The sequence below is a fragment of the Eubacterium sp. Marseille-QA0814 genome (assembly GCF_965119675.1).
In the GTDB taxonomy this organism is placed as follows: Bacteria; Bacillota; Clostridia; order Lachnospirales; family Lachnospiraceae; genus Eubacterium_G.
Map to the genome: position 1 here is coordinate 1,709,058 of NZ_CBCPMG010000001.1, position 19,528 is coordinate 1,728,585.

Below are 19,528 nucleotides of genomic sequence, written 5' to 3' on the forward strand. Positions count from 1 at the left end.
CAATATCGTCCACGTTTATGCTTTGTCTTTATCATTCATTTTCTCGGCATACTTTTCAAATTTCTCGCCTTCTTTTTTTGCCATTTTCTCTTTTTGGCGGTCGGTGGTTCTTACATAAATTTTATTTGAAACACTTTGCTCTTTGGCTCCGAATTCTTTTTCTGAAACTTTTCCGTAACCTCCCGGTACCGGCTTTTCTTCATCATCGTAATCGCCGTATGTACCATAGCCACCATAATAATTATAGCCATACTTTCCGTAATACTTGCTACCATATCCTTTTCGATAGCCATAACCATAATGTTTTCCATAGTTATAGCCGTATGTAATATTAAGTTTTCCGGCAGAGCCGTTTAAAATACAACCTAAAATCGGTATTCTCGTATATGAAAATTCCTGAATTGTGTCAATGATTTTATTTACTTTTGCGCAGTCTTCTTTTACCACATAAATTACACCATCACTGTGTTTTGCAAGAACTGCCGCATCAGACAATTCACTACATGGCGGTGCATCTATGATTACATAGTCAACTTTTGCTTTTGCGTTGTTAATGAAATTCCCCATGGCTTCAGAATTCAACTGTTTAATGGGATCCTTTGATGGCACTGTGGGAGCAAGCATTAACACTCTGGTACCTTTTAAATTCACAATGGCGCCACTACTTTTAAGTTCACCTTTAAGGAAGCTGTCCATCTGAAAGTCATAAGTCTCCATGTCTACCATTTTATGTAAAGTCGGTGTACGCAGATTGCCGTCAATAAGCATTACCGTATGTTGGCTTTTTGACAATGAGTACGCAAGATTGAGAGCCACTGTACTTTTCCCCTCGCCCTTTACTGTACTTGTAACCAATATAACTTTCGCATTATGTTTTGCAAATTCTCTCTCGCACCTTGAGTTCACAGAACGCATAGCCTCTAAATATCTAAAACCAACAGCTTTATTTAAAATAGAGCAGTTCTTCAATTTATTTTTTCTCTGATTAAGAGAAACTCCCGGCAAAATGCCGAGAAAATTTACATTCAGATATTTCTCAACATCTTCCCTGTTTCTAATAGTTCTAACGAAAAATCCGTAAATAATACTTGGTAAAATTCCAATTAATAAACCAATGAAAGCATATATAATAGTCTGCTTCCATGGTGAATATGGATTCGTTGGTACTTCAGCAACAACCGGTTCTTCTAACACATCAAGCTTTGTGTCACCAATTACAAATTCTGCCACACTGCCATAATTTTTCATTACAGACTGTGCAACCTTATAATTCATTTGTGGATTAGGACCTGCTGTAACTATACTTAAAATATTTGTATCAGGTACAGCCGAAATTGTAATAGTTGATGGCATATAGTCAATGTTCAGGTCTTTTTTAATTACCTCATAAAAAACTTCGTTGTTAATTAAGTAATTAAAACTTACACTTAAAATAGATGCCAACTGGGTATTGTTGGTGTATGAACGGTCCTCTCGACCATCATACTGTGCTGCTGTAATTGAGAAAGTTGCCTTTGTCTCATAATTAGGTGAATAGCCCGACGAATAATTATGATGACCAATAAATCCACAAACTACAATGGCAACTACCATTATTATCCAGAGTTTTTTTAATGCCTTAAAAAAATTGGAAATAATCTGAGACAGGTCCATAGGCTCCTTATCAACAGTTTTCCTAGTATTATAACTATTCATGAGCAACCTCCTCCCCATCTTCAAAATTCTTAAATACACTTGCAGTTTCTCTTATTTTGAACTTCTTATAATCATTTAAAATACAGCCTAAGAATCTGCTATCTGCATCATTCATAATATTAATGCAGTTTTCAATATCTTTTTCATAAGAAAAATCCTGTCTGATTACAAGCAATGAAAAATCAACATCATCAAGCAACGCTTCCGTATCTGAAAGTAATGACATTGGTGGTGTATCTATAATTACAAAATCAGCAAACTTTCTACACTTTTTAATTAAGTCCTTCATGGCACCTGATTTTACAAATTCATAAGTGCTACTATGGCCCTTTGTGGACATAACAAGATTAAGCCCCTGCCTATCACGATACATGGTTTGATCTAAACCACATTCCCCCTGTAAAAGTCTTACCATATCAGTTACCTGCTCTTTTGGAATATCAAGCATCTTGCAAATGGCAGGCTTACGCATATCTGCATCAATAACAATAACTTTCTTGCCTTCTTTTACAAGAGACAAGGCAATATTAAGCGCCACCGTAGATTTTCCTTCGTTCTCACAAACACTTGACACCAAATAAACATTCTTAGATGGCTTGCGGTCGTGTTCGTATTCAAGTTTTATTCTTATGTTATTAAAAGATTCTATAAACTTAGTTGTAATAATGGGACTTGTAATAAGCAGAGCTTTTACACTTTGAACAATTTTTGATTTCACAGTTCTGTTTTTATTTTCATGATAAATTGTACCAAACAAGTCTGTGTCTAACTGTTCTTCAATTGCTGCCTCGGTCTTAATTGTCCTTCTTAAAATACTAACCAAACATAATCCAAGAAGCGTAATTACCCCACATATGCCACCTACCTGAAGAGATTTCTTTCTAGGCATAAGTGAATTGTCTGCAAAAGTAGGCACAATAGGTGCCTCAAGAGGATCAAATACTGCATCAGATGTTAAATACCCTGACAGATCTGCATAATTATCCATAATTGCTCCTACTGTCTTAAATGACAAAATAGGATCTTTTGATGTAACTGAAATTTTCATTAAATTAGTTTCTTCAATTAGGGAAACATTCATAGTTGCATCTAAAGATGATACATGCAAGTCCTCTTTGATTTTATTATTCATAATATCAGAATTCATTAAATTCTGAAAAATTTCCACAACATTTTGTGCAAAAATTTTATTTGTATAAACATAGCCTGTGCTTTGCTTTGGTGTAACTACATAAATACCTGTACTTGTATATTCAGGAACATAAGTAGTGCTAATATAAGCATGGGTAAACATGACTCCTGCTGCTGCCACCATAACGATTATCCACCAACTGCTAATAACATCTTTGGCTAAGCTAAACAAATCTATATTTCGTAAATTAATAATTTTATTCTTCATTGGTAAACCTCGCTACTCTTCAACCATAACTGTCAAATAGGCTGTTCCTTCATTTCCACTTAAATCTTTTACAGAATACTCAACTAAATAGCAACCTGCTTTTTTTGTTTTTACAGACGAACTTGTTACACGCACATTGTTTTTGGAAATCGCTTTTCCACTATTATCCTCTACGCTTTGAATATATTTCTTTGGATTAAAAGACTCTCCAACATTTGTGTAAACAATGTTTTGCGACAACTTAATTACAGGGCTTAAATTATTATCCTGCTTAATAACTACAACCGCTTTTAATTTCACTGTATCGCCCAGACTGTTAGTTACCTGAGCCGTAATAGTATTATCACCTGAAATATTTGTCGAAATATCCTTTGACAAAATCTTTACTTTTCTGCTAATGTCGCCGTCGAACACATCAGTTGCTCCAATAACCGACTTAACATCAGCATCTGTACCTGTGTCAAAGCACAAGGACTGCGACAAAACGAATCTTGGTTTCTTATAATCTGTAAACTGAATTTTTCTCGTTGCCTTGGTTACTACACCTCTTGAATTGGCAACTGCATATGTAATATTACAAATATGATTTTTCTTATCCACAAATTTGGATATCGACTCCACAACAAGTCTTGATGTAATATCACCATCTTTGCTATCCTTTGCAACAACACCTTTTAATAAAGCATCCTTGTCCTTGACCGATACTTTTTTAACCTGACCTGCATTATCTACAGATATAACTGGTGCGCTCTCATTGGTGTGAGATTTGGTATACGCCCAGTTGATTACATATGTAATTGTTGCTGCTAAAAAAATAACAATTATTATATATTTAACGTACTTCATGATTTCTCCTTTGGGTGGGGGGCTATGAAATATGGAAGAGATTTTTGATTGTTCTCTTAACTTTTCTTAATGCCCTTACAATAAATTTATCTTTTAAACAGTTTTCAATTAGCTTTATTACATCCTTACAATTATCCAACTTTTCCATAAATTGATTATAGTTTCTATGCATGTTAGCATTATAAAAATATGAAGGATTATATTTTGTTATTTCTTCTAGATTAACCTGTCTAATACTAAACTGTTCACTAATTTTATTAAATATTTTCTCGCCTTTTAAGGTATTCACAAAAACTGCCGAAGTTCCCTGGTTATCAAACATTTCAGGTATGGCATCATCTATTCCCCAATAATCAGCTAAGGTAATATCGCTTACTCTATTAAAGCCACGATTCTTACATTCATAGCAGGCTTTTTTCAAAAACAAATCTGCTAAAAAGCCACGCATGTAAATATTGTCGCTATGATTTTCCTCAAAGACGGTTCCATCTACATATTCTACCTTAAAATTATAATCATACCAACCTTTATCTTTATTTCTAAAATAAATATTTTTTATTTCACCTTTTTCTTTTAAGTAATCCGAATACCTGTCCCACACTTTTTCATCAGGCATTCCATGGCATATAAAATCAACCTTTAAAAGGGTTGGATAATCCTTCTTTAAGAAGGAACTTAAGCCTGCATTTTGGCAGGGAGTGCCAACAAACATTACCTTTTTTCCTTTTTCAAGACCTTCCTTAATCTCTTTAAAAGTATTTCCTAATCTGCTTGGTGCATATTTACTTCCCATAAACTGTGCAAGCTCATTTACACTGGAGCATTTTGCATGCTCCACGCTAAACCCATCATTGAACCTTGCACTGTACACCATTCCACCTTGTTCAATAAAATCTTTTGCAAGAGCGAAATAACATCCACCGGAGGAACTCTTCTGTCTTATTGATGTGTTTTTATTAATACAGGCATAGGCTTTAATTGTACTTTTGTTAATCATGTTTTTTCCTTACATCTATTACTTCTTTTGCATTGAGTGATGATTTTTAACTCTAGAAATTTCTCTTTATAATTTTCAAAACTAATTCCTTTGTTTGACCAAACTCAGGCATCAAGAAGGTTGCTCCTAAGAATATTACATTTGCAATGCCAAATATAACTATTCCTTTAACAAGGAATCCTATTACACCGGTTAAGGTTATATTTACGCAAATAGCATAAGTAATTACACACATAACGCAAACCAAACCTGTGTAGAAAAGCATCTTCAAAATAAATTCAACTGCATTTCTTTTAAAAATAACAGTAAACAGGTTATATATTAACCAAGGCATACCAATAAATGCCATTGTTAAAATTGTGGAAAGCAAAATTCCAAACAAGCCTATATAATGAACTAATATTAGATTTAAGCCAAGGTTAGCCAAAGAAACTACCAGTGGTCGCCACTTATCCTCATGCCACATTCCTGCTGCATCCTTGTACATATTAATAAGCGTATTTATATTTCTCACAAAGAAATATATGCAAATGCAAATAACCAAATTAAAACTTAACATAGACTTCTCGCCCACCCACATTTTCATAAATGGTTGATACAATCCAAGCAGGCAACATGTGCAAACTGATGCTATCCAACAAACTATGTATAAAAATTTCTTTAAATCATTGTAGTTCTTATCTTCACTTTCAACTATAAGACTATTTCCTACACCCGCCATACAGGCATTGAAAATAATCATTATAAATCCATATATGGATGACATTATATAAAAATAATTATTATATATTGCAAGAGTTGTTAATCCTAAAAAGGTTGAAATGACAATTGTATCTGCTGAATCAATTACAACTGAACCAAGTTTTGCGGTAAATAAATCTCTGACTTTTCCACTAATTACTTTCACTTCTGACTTATCCAAATGACCTCTTGCATTGTAATTAGGGAACATTTTATTGCATTTCCATGCTGCATATAAGTTATTAAACACACCTGTTACAAGCGTAATTGCCAGATACAAATAGTAGTTAGCCACAATTATTAATAGCACCGCCTGTATTATATACTGCAAAGTAGATGAAATCATAGTTACTTTGGCAGTTACATCATTTCTCTGATGTGCACCAAATAAACATGTTTTATATGCAAACAACCAGTAAGATAAAACTGTTGCTCCTAAATTCATTAAATATAAAACATAAATATTTATATCTTCAGGCACACTTCCCGAAATTAATTTAGGAATGAACGGTACTAATATAAGTCCTATTACTAAGATTACAGCACCAATGATTCGATAATATAACTTGTACAGATTCATTAATGCACAAATTTTCTCTGTATCATCTTCAGCAATCGGCTTGTACATGCTAAATACAAGAGCTGAACCAACTCCTAATTCTGCTAAATTAAGCACACTTAAAATGGAAGTAAATAAGCTGTTTAAGCCTAAATACTCCATGCCTAATGTGTATATAAATATAGTTCTTAGAATGAACGGTCCTAATAATTGATAAATTTTTAGGAACACTCCGTATATTATGTTTCTTGTTGCGTTTTTTGTTCTTTCGATTTTCATTTTCTTTCCTCAAATTTATAACTCTGTCTCAAAATTTAAAGATTGCTTTAAATATCTAATTGATTTATCCTTTAACATATCTATATTTTCTTTATTATATTTTATTTTTTCCCCTATTATATTGTCTAAATTTTCATCAATCTGTCCGATAACGCTATTATTTCCAATAATCTTAATTAAGTTTTCCAATCTCGACCACATATCTGGAACATCATCATTTCTTTCAAAAACTCTAAAAGGTTTGTCAAAAATTGTTGCAAATACACTTCCGTGGAATGAATCTGTAAAAAAGATTTGACAATGAGATATTACATATACAAATTCTGTTGGATCAAACGAAAAATATTTTAAATTATCAATATCCTTATCCCACAACCATTCACTATATATATCTACAATTGGATAATTATATCTTTTTGATAAACTATCTATATAACTTTTAACTTCCTCACTCTTATTTCCTATAAAATAAGTTGCTATATATTTCTCTGGTAATTCAACATTAGGTTTATTTTGAAAATCGCACCACTCTTCTTTACTTAAAAGCAATGTTGGATCTAGCACTACCGAAACATTAACATTAAGTATGTCCCTTATAATTCTTGCCCCAGATTCTTCTCTTACAGATATTTTTTTCATATCTTTTAAAAGTTCTTTAAACATGTTCATATATTTCTTTGGTAATTCGCCAACCCCAAAACTAGCAGCGTAAGCAATTCTTTTTTCAGATGGTGCAAAATATGCTGTTGCTCCTTCCATATCAGCTAAACATGTATCATACATCGGATTCCATATCTGATCACTTCCGCATACAAAATAATCGAATTCCTCATTGATCCCACTTTTATAATGATTTTCATGTGTCCAATACCTACTTATATTTAAATATTTCTTGTCAAATTTTCTAAAAATATTTTCTCTTCTACAAATTCCTGATCTATAATTTATTTTTAATATGTCCCTAATTAATGTTTTTAACTTATAAAATATTAATTTAACTTTGTCTTCCTTTTTTCTGTTTACAGTTTCAACCTCACAACCTAAATCTTTCAGTGTTTTTAATAATGCGTAATTTTGTAATTTATTTCCATAATTTCCTTTGCTTATTGACGTAATTATCCCAATTTTCTTCATCACTTCTACATCCTTCATTTTAATTTTCCATCCATTCTCTAAACTAACACTCCTTGTTATGTAAAGTAACTCTCTTCTCTTTTAGTGGCAACTCTACATAATCCCATACTCTCCATATTAATTTACTTGCTTTTTATGTTCCTTCTTTGCTTCCACAGTATTATTTTCGCAATTATTCATAAAAAAAATCAACATATACTCCTATTTCACTTATTGTTTTATTTGCAAACAAATTTACCTATCCAAAACTGTCTCCCATTCTTTTATATTTTTCTCGACTTCAAAGAAACTTTTCCTTAGCGAAGCCATCTTTCTATATTGTTCTAATTTTTCTTTATCATTTATTAATTCTACAACAGCATTTTGAATGTCTGAACTTTCGTGTCCAATTAGCATACCGTACTTTCCGTTTTCAAGTAATTCTATAGGTCCCGTACATCTTGTGGAAATAACCGGTATACCTAATATTAAACTTTCTGCCACTGTTAAACTAAAAGATTCATGTCTTGATGAACATACGTAAACATCCGCTTGAGCCAATATCGAATATGGATTCTTAACATACCCAAGTAAATGTACATTATCTTTTAATCCTAACTTTTCAATTCGATTTGATAGCGCTTCATAATCTTCCCCCATTCCGATTATATATAACTCACAATTTTTATTTTCTTTTACTATTGGCTCTACAGCATCAATTAAAATATCAAAGCCTTTCTGATTCGTTAATCTGCCTATGCTTACGATATTAAATTTGTCCTTATTTAAATAAACTTCCGGTTTTTCTTTTGCCTTATTTTCTATTTCTTTAACAGGCACAATATTATAACAAACCTTTGTTTTTTCGTTAAATCCAAACTTGTTATTAAATTTTTTTGCACAATCTTTTGACACACATACAAACTCATCTACATCCTTAAAATATGCCTGTCCTTCTTCTCTTGTAAGACTTGGTACATAATTTTTGTCTAATTCCACATCCATATGTATCCATGAAATTCTTCTTGCCGTCTTTGACTTTTGTATTATTTTTGTTGGAAAACTATACCCACAGCCTATCTCTATATCATATTTGTCACCTATTACTAATTTATGTAACACTTTCAAAGGTATTGACTCATATAATCTTCTCAATCTCCAATAATATTTAAAATTATCTTCAGGCCCAACCGGCAAAATTTGCTTATTGTGTATATGTTTGCCTAATTCTTTTTGATATCTACCGTCTGGCTCCAATTGTATAACCGTTATGTCATATTTATCACTAGACAAATTGTTTACCAAATCTAGTGTAGCTTTTTCTGTTCCCCCATTATTCATAGAATCACAATAAAAAAGTATTTTCTTTCTTTTCATAGAATCTGTCACCTCATAAAACAATAAGAATCTTCGAATTTTAACCTATTGTTTTTTTTAAAAACAATCCAAAATAATTTCTGGAATCATACTCTAGATTACTCTGTACAGTTTCTCTTGCACATTCTCCCATTTTCTTAGCTTTTGCCTCATTTATCATCATTTTGTTCATCTCGTCTGTTAAGTTATTGACAATATCTTTTTCTTTATTAACAATAACTGCACATTTGTCATTAACAATTTCGGGCAAGCCTCCAGAATTAGTAACAATCAAAGGAAGTCCTGATGCCATTCCTTCCAAAGCAACCACTCCAAATGGTTCTTCCCAAATAGAAGGCACCACTAAACAATCTGCCATTTGATACATTAAAGGCATTCGCTCAGGATCAACAAAACCAGTAAATATAATTTTTTCTTTAACCTTTTCTGCTTCTTTCTGTACTTTGCAAGTATATTCATCCTTAACATTTTCATCGCCGAACCACGATTTTCCAACAACTAACAATTTTACATCTTCTCTATTTATTTTCTTAAAAGCTTTTACTAATTCCAAGACTCCTTTATAAATATCTATTCTTCCGCTATATATGAAAACAAAGTCCTTACTACTAATTCCATATTCCGCTCTCATATATTGTTTTTCCTTATGGGATATCTTAACCAAATATCTTTTAAAATCTATACAATTATATAATACATCTACATTTTTTGATCCTGTTATTTTTATAAAATCATTCTTTGTATAATTACTAACTGCTAATACTTTTCTTGCTGTTTTTCCAATTAATTTTGCGATGATTATATGATTTGGGTCATCACCAATGTTATTGTGTAAAACGTAAATCAAATTATTTTTATTGGCTGTTTTTTCATAGATGTCCCTGTACGCCATAGTATTATTATGTATTACTATATAATCATAGCTTTCCTTTTTTAGTAACTTAATAAGTTCTCTGGAAAAGGAAGTTCTCCATTTTTTTATTTTAAATAAAGCATACAGACTATTAACTATTTTATTTTTTATCCTTGTAAATGTTTTTATATTTACTACTTTAATATTTGTATTTCTATAGCCTCTTTTTTGGATATTTTCATCATCAATTGTGTAACAATCTATCGTGCATTTATTTTCTATTTCATTTCCCTTTAGTAATTCTTCTATTAAGACCTCAACAGCTCCACCTTTTACGGCCGGAACAGGCAAATACCCAGGAGTAATCATTGCTATCTTCATCTGTTTCTCCAACTATTCTCTATGTATATGATTTTTAATTTTCTCAATCCACAAATAAACATACAACTTTATCCATTTTCTTTGAAAATACATTTTAGATATTCTGTCGTTATTTGAATATTTCTCTATTTCTTTAAAATTCCATTTTCTAAAATTTGCTGCATTTACTTTAAAGTTAGAATACTTATTATTAATGTCAAATAGTCTCTTAACCGTCAAAGACAACTCGCTAAGCATCTCCGCACTATATTTTTCTAAACAATTATACTTTGTTATTAAGGAATAAATCTCATACGGTACCTTCTGAATCTCATCTACATTATTTTTTAATGACTGTAATGCTGATGTACCATTTACTCTGTAATAATACAATTCATCTTTTATTATTTTAACTCTGCTACAATTCAGCAAATATTCTAAATTGAAAACCAAATCCTCAGCAAACTGTAGATTTTGAAAACAAATGTTCCTGTTTTCTATTATTTCTCTTTTATAAATACCACGCCATATTGATGAATAATATCTACCTCCTCCAAACATATTACTGATTATCTTAGCTACTTCATCACTCTGATATACTTTGTATTCTAATATACCTTCGCATGGAGTCTCTTCTCCATCTCTTACAGTTATATAATTACAGAACACAGCTTGTGACTTGGATTCTTCAATGTTTTTCAGCAGACATTCCACCATATCTTTTTTAATCCAATCATCACTATCTACAAACATGATATATGGACTGTTAGAATTTTTGATTCCCTGATTTCTAGCATTAGATACACCAATATTTTCTATGTGAAACACTCGTATTCTAGAATCTTTTTTTGCCCATTCTTCACACATTCTGCCTGATGAATCTGTAGAATCGTCGTCTATTAAAAGAATTTCAATATCTTCTTCAGTTTGTTTTATTATACTTTCAACACACCTATCTAAATACTTTTCTGCATTGTAAACAGGTACTATTATGCTTACTTTCATTTTCATTACCTATATTTTTATTTTCTGAATAAACTCTGAATAATAATTATTTTTATTAAACTCTCTAGTTGCTGTCACTTTCCTATATGCTTTCTCTGTTATCTTATTTCTCTGATCTACATTTTTGTAATATTCCACCATCCCATTTGAAAGATTCTCCACTAGCAACTCATCTTTTTTCACAAGATATGCTACACCCTCCAAAACTTCCGTCATTCCTCCCGAATACGTCGCAACAATTGGAATCTTCATTACCATCCCTTCAAGAGCCACCATACCAAAAGCTTCCTGACACAGTGTAGGTATTACTAAAACGTCAGCCAAACCATATATTTCCGGCATATCCTCTGGATATATATAACCTGTAAAGATAATTTTATCTTTAATTTCTTCTGATTCTTCAATTAAAGAATTAAAATATTCATCTTTATCAATTTGATTATACCATCTGCTACCTACAACCATTAACTTAGCATTTGGTGCCTTAGCTAACACCTTTTTAAAAGCTCTAATTAATTCCAACACTCCTTTTTCGGGACAAACTCTTCCTGTATACATGTACACGAAATCATTATTATTGATTTTATATTTTTCCTTCAACTCCGCTGTTTTCTTAAGTTTGTCTGGATTAAAAACTGCTAAATCCACACAATTATAAAAAACTTCTGTTTTGTCATTTGGTGCAACCTGATTAAAATGCTTTTTTAAATAATCACTTACAGTCAGTATTTTCTCTGCCTTATCTGCAATAAATCTACATAGGTATTCAGGTTTTGTAGTTCCATCTATGTCATTATGCATATGATAAATCATGTGATTTTTCCCATGTTTCGCATGATTATATATATCTTCAAACACCTGCATATTGTTCTCTACCAAAATAATGTCATAATTATCCCGAAAGTATTTATGTATCAATTCCTGGTTATATGGTATAAAACGATACTTAAACTTAAACAACTTCAAAAAAGCATTTCTTGCTTTACACCAAAACCACCTAATTGGATTAATATGTACTTGAATTATTTCTGCATTCTTGTATTTAATTTTGTTAAGCTTTGGAGATTCTATTGTATATATATCCATAAAAAAATCTCCAGCTATTTCATTACCATTTATCAGCTCCGTCGTAAGCACTTCGCCTGCTCCACCATCTACCGCTGGAACAGGTACAAAGCCTGCTGAAATCACTGCCATACGTTTCATATACATTATCACCTATTTACTCTTTTTATTAACTTTTCCATTATCCAATGAAATGCACTGCCCAACAAGATTACCAATCCTATTGAGCATATTATTACTACTGTTATGTTTTGAGAAAGATTCTTAAATATATCTATAGCAATTTGATGTAGCAAAAATATTTCATAAGACACCTTTCCAATATATTTTCCAATGATGCTATTACTAATAAATTTCATTGCCAACAATACTACTAAAATTACAAATATATTTTGACAAACTATTCCTATTGTTGATATAAAATATACTGGAAAATCAATGTGCCATTTTAAAATACTCCAAGTAAAAAAGGTAAAAGAAAACACTATCGTAAAGCTAATAATTATTAAGATATATTTTTTTAAATCATTTAACTTTTCTTCTACCCACTTCAAATCACTAAAAGCAAAAATAATTCCTAATACAAATGGTAAAGATTATCCTATAAATCCATTTTCAGTCTGTCGCCAAACATCATATGCAATCAACAGCCAAATTAAGCACAAAACCATTACCTTTTTATTTTTACATATTTACAAACCCAATCTATCAAATAACAAATCGGAATCATAATTACCACTAACCATACTAATATCAATAACCAATATCTAGGCGCATACACTAACGCATTTGCCAAAGTCACCATAATCGGATAATGTATTAACCACATATTAGTTGACATCTTTCCTATATATTGCAAAATCTTTGCTACCTTTCCATTTATCAATATGTATGGTATTGTAAAGCACAATAATGGTGCTGTTATATTATCAAATACCGTAGCCTGAATTTGTAGCATAAATATGCATATTCCAATTAATATTATTCCTAATCCTAGTTTGTATTTTTTAGTAATCTTATCCTGAATAAAAATTAATATTCTTTCAAACACCTTGTATTCAGCACATACATAGCCAATTAAAAATACAGGCAAAAACATAAATGGTTCAATAAACGTCTTATATATAATTTCTGGAACTACCCATTTACTTTGTAACACTGTATTTATAACAGTTATTCCACCTTTGATTCCTACTAATATTCCTATTTGCACAATCCCGTTTGTCTTGCTATATATTTTGTTTATTAAAGGAAATACAAAAATAATTACAATATATGTAATCATAAACCACGCAAATTTATTATATGAATAATCTAATGCAAAAATATTTAATATTACTTTTCTAATATCTAACTGTATTTTGCCCAAAGTTAAGTCAAGTGCAATAATTATAATTGTTATAAAAGCATATTGAATCCATATATTATATATTCTTTTTAATGAATCCTTTATTGAATAACTTCTCCCTTGTTGAGAAAAAAACATTCCATAACCGGACAAAAATAAAAACATTGCTACACATATTTTTCCTACTGAGCCAATTAACCAAGGAATATCATTTACATTTGGTAATTTTATAAATGCAGTATATTTTCCATAATCCATCCAATATAAATGATCAAATAACATCAACAATAATGCTACACCTTTTGCAACCTGTGTATGTTCTTTTGTAAACTTATATTTATTTTCCATCTGTTCCCTTTCTCTTCCAATCCCCCAACTTCACATACCAATAAAAGTACCCGCTTCTTCCACTCCTAATACTTTTATACATCTGCTGCAAATATCTTGGATTATCTTTATCTAAATATAATTCTTCCTGATGACTGCATCTTTCCATTGTCTTCCTAATCAGCTTTTTCTTTTCTCTTCCTGACAAATCATTATTCCAAATAATATTTTTTGTAATTGCATCTGCCATATAATGAAGTACAACCATATTAAAAACTTTCTTTTTTACTTCATTATTTTTTATTTCTGTATCAAATATTTTTTCTACGAAATATTCAATTCCATTTAATCTTGCCAGATTAGAATTATGAAGTAAGCTTGTACTTCGTTGCAAATATTCATATCCAACGTAATCTATGTAAGTAATTTTTTCCCAATAATTAAGAAGTTCCAAGTTATAAATTAAATCTTCTCTATCAATTACTTTTGCGTCTCCAAGAATCTTTGACTCATCTATTACTGATTTACGATAAAGTTTATTCCATGCATAACCAAAAGACATTTCCTGAATCGAATCATACAGTTTTCTAAGCATTTGTTCATTAGTGTACGTCGCATTTTCCCATTTAAATGTTTCGATAATATTTCCTGTTTCGTCTACTTTTTCGTATCCAAAAATCACAACGTCTGAGTTCTCTTTTTCAATTGCTTCAACACATTTCTTTACAACATCTTTCTTCACAATATCGTCGCTATCTACATACATGAGATATGTTCCTGTTGATTCCTGATATCCTGTATTTCGCGCTGCTGCAAGTCCTCCATTTTGCTTATGAATAACCATAACTCTTTCATCTGACTTTGCGATTTCGTCGCATATTTTTCCACTATTATCTGTTGAACCATCATCAACTAATATGATTTCAAGATTTTCATAAGTTTGATTTCTAACTGACTCTATGCAATTTTTCAAATATTTTTCAACATTATATATGGGTAATATAACCGAAACCTTTTCCATTTTTTCTCCACTAATCTAATCATTTGTCAACAATTGTGTAAACAGTTCACTCCACTGTTCAACAATCTCTTCTATGTTAAACTTCTCTGTTCCAACCAACGCATTCTCAGAAAATAACTTTCTCTTGCTTTCATTTTCTATAAGTTCATTAATCTTTCCTGCCATTTGTTCTATGTCAAAACAATCTACCAGATAACCATTGATTCCATCTGCAATTATCTCCTTTGGACCTGCAGGGCAATTAAAACTAATACATGGTAATCCCTGCGTCTTAGCTTCAGTAAGAACAAGTCCAAAACCTTCATAGCGTGATGTTAGAACATACATTGCAGCTTTCCTATAGTATTCATTTATGTCATCCACGTGTTCTTTCAAAATAATATTTTTTTGCAACTTATATTTTTCTATTTTCTGTTGCAAATCATATTTATCTTCACCATCACCAATAACAAGCCATTTCCAATCAGAATGTTTACTGAACACTTGATTTGCAACATCTATTAGCATGTCAAACCCTTTTTGTTCTGTATATCTGCCAACACTAATTATTGTTTTACTATCCATATTGTAACTTGTAGTATTAACATTACCAGGCATCGGATTATGAATTCTCACTAATTTTGTTTTCACGTCAGTCTCTTTTTCATAAAAATGTTTATCTTCATCTGTAAGAACTACAATGGCATCTGCTTTTTTTGCTGCCATTTTTCTTGTTAGTTTTCTGTAGCTTACATAAGGATTAACATAGTAGTTAAACTGCTCCCATGACACTAACTTGCACTTCGTTTTCTTTAATGCTGGTATTGAATACAAATCAAGTATTCCATCTATATCTACCAACACATCTATTTGATTATTCTCTACATATTTTTTAACAGCCTTCACATAAGTTAATATTCTTTTTCCACTGATATGGTCTGAGAACAATGTATCTCTTTTTATGCCCTGTTCTAAATGAAAGAATGTTTTCTTCTTATCTTCCCATAAGCTAACAATACTTATTTCAAACTGGCCTCTTTTATGTAATTCATTTGCTATAACTGTTCCAACTCTTTCAGTTCCACCACTTCTTGTAATGTCTCCTGAAAAAAAACAAATCTTTTTCATTTTATCTCCGTTTTTTATATCTGCCTCTATACTATAAAACTAGCTAATTTCCATAATTTATAATTTCGTGTTTTTAGACTTTTTTCAATGTCTTTTTCAATTAATCTTCCTGATTCTACATGATTTGTAGGACGTATATTTCCTAACAAATCACATGCCATTACAAAAGCACTTTCAATAACCTCTTCAGGTTGTAATGACAATCTTCTATATAATAGTGATGACATATGCCCTTTAACTAATGTGTATTGGAGTTCATCATTTGGTAACCCTAACTGTTTTGCTTTTCCTAATACATATTCCATTACCCAATAGTGATCCACACATTTCTTGTTATGACGTGCTTTTAAGGTGATTCCATTTGGATTCAATCGGTATGCATATACAACCTTAGAGGTCACCACCATTTTTTGACACATTCTAAACAAAATCAGACATACAATTGTATCTTCAAACCAAACATCTAATGGGAATCTCAATTCATTAAACATTTCTCTCTTATAAATTTTTGCCCATGGATACCCGGGATTTCCAATCATCTTGTTTTTTTCATTAATGATTTTATTTTCAAGCCGACAATAATTGCGATTATTCTGTCCCTCAACATAACTGTAAAAACTTCCCTGTACAATATCAGCTTTTTCCTGCACAATTTTGTTCATCATGCTCTCAATACATTCACCAACCAAAGTGTCGTCTGAATCAAGAAACATAATATACTTTCCATTGCTCTCATCTATTCCCCTATTTCTTGCTCCGGAAAAACCTTTGTTTGACTGATTAATTAAGATAATTCTTTCATCTCCAATAGCTTTCACGATTTTTCCTGTTTCATCTGTTGAACCATCATTAACAACTATAACTTCATAATCATATTTCGTAGTCTGTTTTATTACTGACTCTATACATTCTTTTATAGTTTTTTCAGAATTGTAAGCTGGTACAACAATCGACAAATCTTTGCTATATTCTTTGTTAACAGCATTAGTTTCCATTGCCGGCTTACTGCTAGATTTTTGTAATTTATTTCTGGCTGAATTCACATCAATAGCACTTCTGCTCTTTACAAAATTCCTTGCCACCATATAATAAGCCATCAATAATGCATAGCCCACTTCCGACAGCACTTTTGCAATTACATGATTTTTAAATATCCTTGAGAAAGTGTTATACATCCTCTGTTTCATAAATAACCACCCTTTTTTTCTTTGGTTTTTCTTCTGATTTTTCTTCCAAGTTTTTGTACGAATTACTCTTGTATGCCAAAAGCTGTAATATTGGGAATGTTGCAGCCTCATGTCTTACCCACGAACCGAAGTCCGGTTCAAAAACAACCGACCCGAAGAAGTAGGCACTATAGCACGCCACCACAACAATCATGTTGTCATCCAAACTTTTAATATTCTTAATCGCCTTAAAGTAGTAATACAATATAAAAAACTGAAAAACTACAAAGGGCAAGTAAAATATTCCCTTAAACGCCAATTCTATTGGCACCATCATACGCACCGCATTAATTACATAATCATACATAAAGATTCCTAAGTTACCATTAACTTTTATTGGATTCTCAATACTTGTACTTGCGCCTTCATTCATTTCCGTTGTGCCATCTCTTGAATTTAATGCACTTATGTAATCATCATGTGATACAAACTGACTTGCATAGAAAAACGCAAACACCGCCATAAAGCACATTAGTACAATAATGACTACATGTTTTCGTCTAATTTTTTCTCTCTGTTTAAGCCATACAAAAATCAAATACATAAATATTGTCATTGCCGCCATAATTATGTAGTAAGACCTATAGAATGTACTCTCCCAATAAAACACTAACGCACAACCTATTACCTTAAGTAATGTGTTTTTAAGAGGCAACTGAATAATCAAATACACTAAAAAGAAGAAACAAATCTGAATTGTCTCTTTAGTAATACTGAACACATATATATTAAGTAATCCTACAACCATCAACGTGAAAATACATTCTCTCATTTCCATTTCTTTAGTTCTTGAAATTATAATCATGGCTATTGGTGTAAGAATTATTCCAAGTCCTATGCTCCACTGTGTCAACGTTGTCCAATTAAAGAAATTTATTGCCTTATAAAAATCTACTGTGCTTTGATATCCACCCCAGGCAGCCATTCCTTTGCCACCTGTAAGCATGGTAAGTAGTCTCCAACTGTCAAAGTAATAGTTATCCGGAAGCATATACAAGTGAATGAATTTTGCAAGTATTGCTACCAAAGGTATTAATAACAATGTTGTATCTCTATTCTTTTGTCTAATTCTCTGATAACTTAAATCCATTCTCCTCCAACGCTTTCCTATAAAACTCTTCCAACCATACTGCCTGTGCCTTAATATCAAACCCGGCATCTACAATTTGGCTGTAAGTATCTTTTTTCTCAAAATTGATTATTTTGTCTATCACAACATCCGCCCACTTTTCAGGTGTTTCGTCCAGTGGCACCACTGTCACATTACCTGTAATGTCACATTCCACCGGCACCCTGTCTGATATTACGCAAGGCAAACCTGCTGCCTGTGCTTCCACCATTGTTACAGGCAAGCCTTCAAACAACGATGGTAAAAGGAATACATCAAATGTCTGCACTACTTTTTCCACATCGTTCCTTACGCCAAGAAATTTCACTGAATCTGTTAGCCCCAGTTTGGCTACCTTTTCTTTAATGTGATTTTTTAGGATGTCATCTGTCTCGCCACCACCGACCAGCACTAACACTGCGTCTGGTTCTTTTTTGTGAATGGCGTCAAATATATCTATTAGAAATTCGTGGTTTTTCTGTGGGAAAAATCTTCCCACGTGACCAATTGTCTTCTTATCTGTAAGTCCAAGCTGTTTTCTCATTTCATCCTGAACAGCTTCATTGTATCTATACCCATTAGCATCTATGGCATTTTTCATAATAATTACTTTGTCCCGATTCTTTTTGCCATAAAGCCAGTCCCCTGCTTCCTCTCCGCAGGAAAACATGTGAGTGTTATAGTATTTCAACATGAATCTGAAATAATATCTCACAAAAAGTTTTGGATTAATGCCCAACGGTCTGTTGTGTGAATGGGATATTCTAACAGGCACGCCCATTTTCTTCGCCACTTTAAGCGGTAGGTAACTTCTCTCTTCTAAATTGCTATGTATAATTTTATATTCAGGATGTTCCTGTAAAAACTCCTTAACTTCTTTTTTATACTGATGAAATTTGCTGGGATACATAGGACACATATGGTATACCCTGCCACCAAGGCTTTCAATTTCATCTTCGTAAGCAGCCCGATAATCCCTGTTTGTAAGGAAATCAAACTTCACTACGTCTCTATTTATATTTCTCATGTAATTCATAATCATGGTTTCTGCACCACCACGATCCATTACCGTATCCAAAACAAGAACATGAATTGCTTTCAT

At 31.8% G+C, this 19,528-nt stretch carries 16 protein-coding genes and 1 pseudogene; all 17 read right to left on the reverse strand.

The window, feature by feature from the left end:
* Positions 1–15: 15 nt before the first annotated feature.
* Positions 16–1,695, reverse strand: a complete 1,680-nt coding sequence (locus ACQY63_RS07955) for a polysaccharide biosynthesis tyrosine autokinase (protein WP_022166174.1) — start codon at positions 1,693–1,695, stop codon at positions 16–18.
* Complete coding sequence (locus tag ACQY63_RS07960) at positions 1,688–3,094, reverse strand: polysaccharide biosynthesis tyrosine autokinase (protein ID WP_428245017.1); 1,407 nt, start codon at positions 3,092–3,094, stop codon at positions 1,688–1,690. The genes ACQY63_RS07955 and ACQY63_RS07960 overlap by 8 nt, the downstream gene beginning before the upstream one ends.
* Positions 3,095–3,106: 12 nt before the next feature.
* Positions 3,107–3,940 carry an immunoglobulin-like domain-containing protein gene (locus ACQY63_RS07965; RefSeq protein ID WP_022166173.1) on the reverse strand — a complete coding sequence of 278 codons (834 nt, stop codon included), beginning with the start codon at positions 3,938–3,940 and terminating at the stop codon, positions 3,107–3,109.
* 22 nt (positions 3,941–3,962) lie between these two features.
* Positions 3,963–4,937, reverse strand: coding sequence for a Coenzyme F420 hydrogenase/dehydrogenase, beta subunit C-terminal domain (locus ACQY63_RS07970; RefSeq protein ID WP_022166172.1), 975 nt, complete (start codon positions 4,935–4,937; stop codon positions 3,963–3,965).
* Positions 4,938–4,989: 52 nt separating this feature from the next.
* Entirely contained in the window at positions 4,990–6,516 is a 1,527-nt protein-coding gene (locus tag ACQY63_RS07975; protein ID WP_022166171.1) for an oligosaccharide flippase family protein, read from the reverse strand.
* Between the two features lie 15 nt (positions 6,517–6,531).
* Complete coding sequence (locus ACQY63_RS07980) at positions 6,532–7,668, reverse strand: polysaccharide pyruvyl transferase family protein (RefSeq protein WP_022166170.1); 1,137 nt, start codon at positions 7,666–7,668, stop codon at positions 6,532–6,534.
* Positions 7,669–7,884: 216 nt separating this feature from the next.
* Positions 7,885–9,006 carry a glycosyltransferase gene (locus tag ACQY63_RS07985; protein ID WP_428245021.1) on the reverse strand — a complete coding sequence of 374 codons (1,122 nt, stop codon included), beginning with the start codon at positions 9,004–9,006 and terminating at the stop codon, positions 7,885–7,887.
* A 40-nt stretch (positions 9,007–9,046) separates the two neighbouring features.
* Positions 9,047–10,240 (reverse strand): glycosyltransferase family 4 protein, encoded by a 1,194-nt coding sequence (locus ACQY63_RS07990; protein ID WP_022166168.1) that lies wholly within the window; start codon positions 10,238–10,240, stop codon positions 9,047–9,049.
* 12 nt (positions 10,241–10,252) lie between these two features.
* Positions 10,253–11,224, reverse strand: a complete 972-nt coding sequence (locus tag ACQY63_RS07995) for a glycosyltransferase (protein WP_022166167.1) — start codon at positions 11,222–11,224, stop codon at positions 10,253–10,255.
* A gap of 9 nt (positions 11,225–11,233) precedes the next feature.
* Positions 11,234–12,430 (reverse strand): glycosyltransferase family 4 protein, encoded by a 1,197-nt coding sequence (locus tag ACQY63_RS08000; protein ID WP_428245023.1) that lies wholly within the window; start codon positions 12,428–12,430, stop codon positions 11,234–11,236.
* Positions 12,431–12,438: 8 nt separating this feature from the next.
* Positions 12,439–12,870 (reverse strand): annotated as a pseudogene (locus ACQY63_RS08005) (acyltransferase family protein); the annotation flags it as partial.
* A gap of 89 nt (positions 12,871–12,959) precedes the next feature.
* Entirely contained in the window at positions 12,960–13,985 is a 1,026-nt protein-coding gene (locus ACQY63_RS08010; RefSeq protein ID WP_022166165.1) for an acyltransferase family protein, read from the reverse strand.
* Positions 13,975–14,985: a glycosyltransferase family 2 protein gene (locus ACQY63_RS08015; RefSeq protein ID WP_022166164.1), complete on the reverse strand. Its 1,011-nt coding sequence runs from the start codon at positions 14,983–14,985 to the stop codon at positions 13,975–13,977. Before ACQY63_RS08015 ends, ACQY63_RS08010 begins: the two co-directional genes overlap by 11 nt.
* Before the next feature lie 15 nt (positions 14,986–15,000).
* Complete coding sequence (locus ACQY63_RS08020; RefSeq protein WP_022166163.1) at positions 15,001–16,092, reverse strand: glycosyltransferase family 4 protein; 1,092 nt, start codon at positions 16,090–16,092, stop codon at positions 15,001–15,003.
* Positions 16,093–16,118: 26 nt separating this feature from the next.
* The gene (locus tag ACQY63_RS08025) at positions 16,119–17,279 is read right to left on the reverse strand and encodes a glycosyltransferase family 2 protein (RefSeq protein WP_022166162.1); all 1,161 of its coding nucleotides are present in this window, start codon (positions 17,277–17,279) and stop codon (positions 16,119–16,121) included.
* The gene (locus tag ACQY63_RS08030) at positions 17,260–18,408 is read right to left on the reverse strand and encodes a hypothetical protein (protein WP_022166161.1); all 1,149 of its coding nucleotides are present in this window, start codon (positions 18,406–18,408) and stop codon (positions 17,260–17,262) included. The genes ACQY63_RS08025 and ACQY63_RS08030 overlap by 20 nt, the downstream gene beginning before the upstream one ends.
* Positions 18,383–19,528 carry a glycosyltransferase family 1 protein gene (locus tag ACQY63_RS08035; protein WP_022166160.1) on the reverse strand — a complete coding sequence of 382 codons (1,146 nt, stop codon included), beginning with the start codon at positions 19,526–19,528 and terminating at the stop codon, positions 18,383–18,385. The genes ACQY63_RS08030 and ACQY63_RS08035 overlap by 26 nt, the downstream gene beginning before the upstream one ends.

What these genes read in the sequence shown, in the direction of transcription:
- ACQY63_RS07955 (WP_022166174.1), bottom strand. Translation starts at nt 1,695, where the DNA reads ATGAATAGTTATAATACTAGGAAAACTGTTGATAAGGAGCCTATGGAC.
- ACQY63_RS07960 (WP_428245017.1), bottom strand. Translation starts at nt 3,094, where the DNA reads ATGAAGAATAAAATTATTAATTTACGAAATATAGATTTGTTTAGCTTA.
- ACQY63_RS07965 (WP_022166173.1), bottom strand. Translation starts at nt 3,940, where the DNA reads ATGAAGTACGTTAAATATATAATAATTGTTATTTTTTTAGCAGCAACA.
- ACQY63_RS07970 (WP_022166172.1), bottom strand. Translation starts at nt 4,937, where the DNA reads ATGATTAACAAAAGTACAATTAAAGCCTATGCCTGTATTAATAAAAAC.
- ACQY63_RS07975 (WP_022166171.1), bottom strand. Translation starts at nt 6,516, where the DNA reads ATGAAAATCGAAAGAACAAAAAACGCAACAAGAAACATAATATACGGA.
- ACQY63_RS07980 (WP_022166170.1), bottom strand. Translation starts at nt 7,668, where the DNA reads ATGAAGGATGTAGAAGTGATGAAGAAAATTGGGATAATTACGTCAATA.
- ACQY63_RS07985 (WP_428245021.1), bottom strand. Translation starts at nt 9,006, where the DNA reads ATGAAAAGAAAGAAAATACTTTTTTATTGTGATTCTATGAATAATGGG.
- ACQY63_RS07990 (WP_022166168.1), bottom strand. Translation starts at nt 10,240, where the DNA reads ATGAAGATAGCAATGATTACTCCTGGGTATTTGCCTGTTCCGGCCGTA.
- ACQY63_RS07995 (WP_022166167.1), bottom strand. Translation starts at nt 11,224, where the DNA reads ATGAAAGTAAGCATAATAGTACCTGTTTACAATGCAGAAAAGTATTTA.
- ACQY63_RS08000 (WP_428245023.1), bottom strand. Translation starts at nt 12,430, where the DNA reads ATGAAACGTATGGCAGTGATTTCAGCAGGCTTTGTACCTGTTCCAGCG.
- ACQY63_RS08010 (WP_022166165.1), bottom strand. Translation starts at nt 13,985, where the DNA reads ATGGAAAATAAATATAAGTTTACAAAAGAACATACACAGGTTGCAAAA.
- ACQY63_RS08015 (WP_022166164.1), bottom strand. Translation starts at nt 14,985, where the DNA reads ATGGAAAAGGTTTCGGTTATATTACCCATATATAATGTTGAAAAATAT.
- ACQY63_RS08020 (WP_022166163.1), bottom strand. Translation starts at nt 16,092, where the DNA reads ATGAAAAAGATTTGTTTTTTTTCAGGAGACATTACAAGAAGTGGTGGA.
- ACQY63_RS08025 (WP_022166162.1), bottom strand. Translation starts at nt 17,279, where the DNA reads ATGAAACAGAGGATGTATAACACTTTCTCAAGGATATTTAAAAATCAT.
- ACQY63_RS08030 (WP_022166161.1), bottom strand. Translation starts at nt 18,408, where the DNA reads ATGGATTTAAGTTATCAGAGAATTAGACAAAAGAATAGAGATACAACA.
- ACQY63_RS08035 (WP_022166160.1), bottom strand. Translation starts at nt 19,528, where the DNA reads ATGAAAGCAATTCATGTTCTTGTTTTGGATACGGTAATGGATCGTGGT.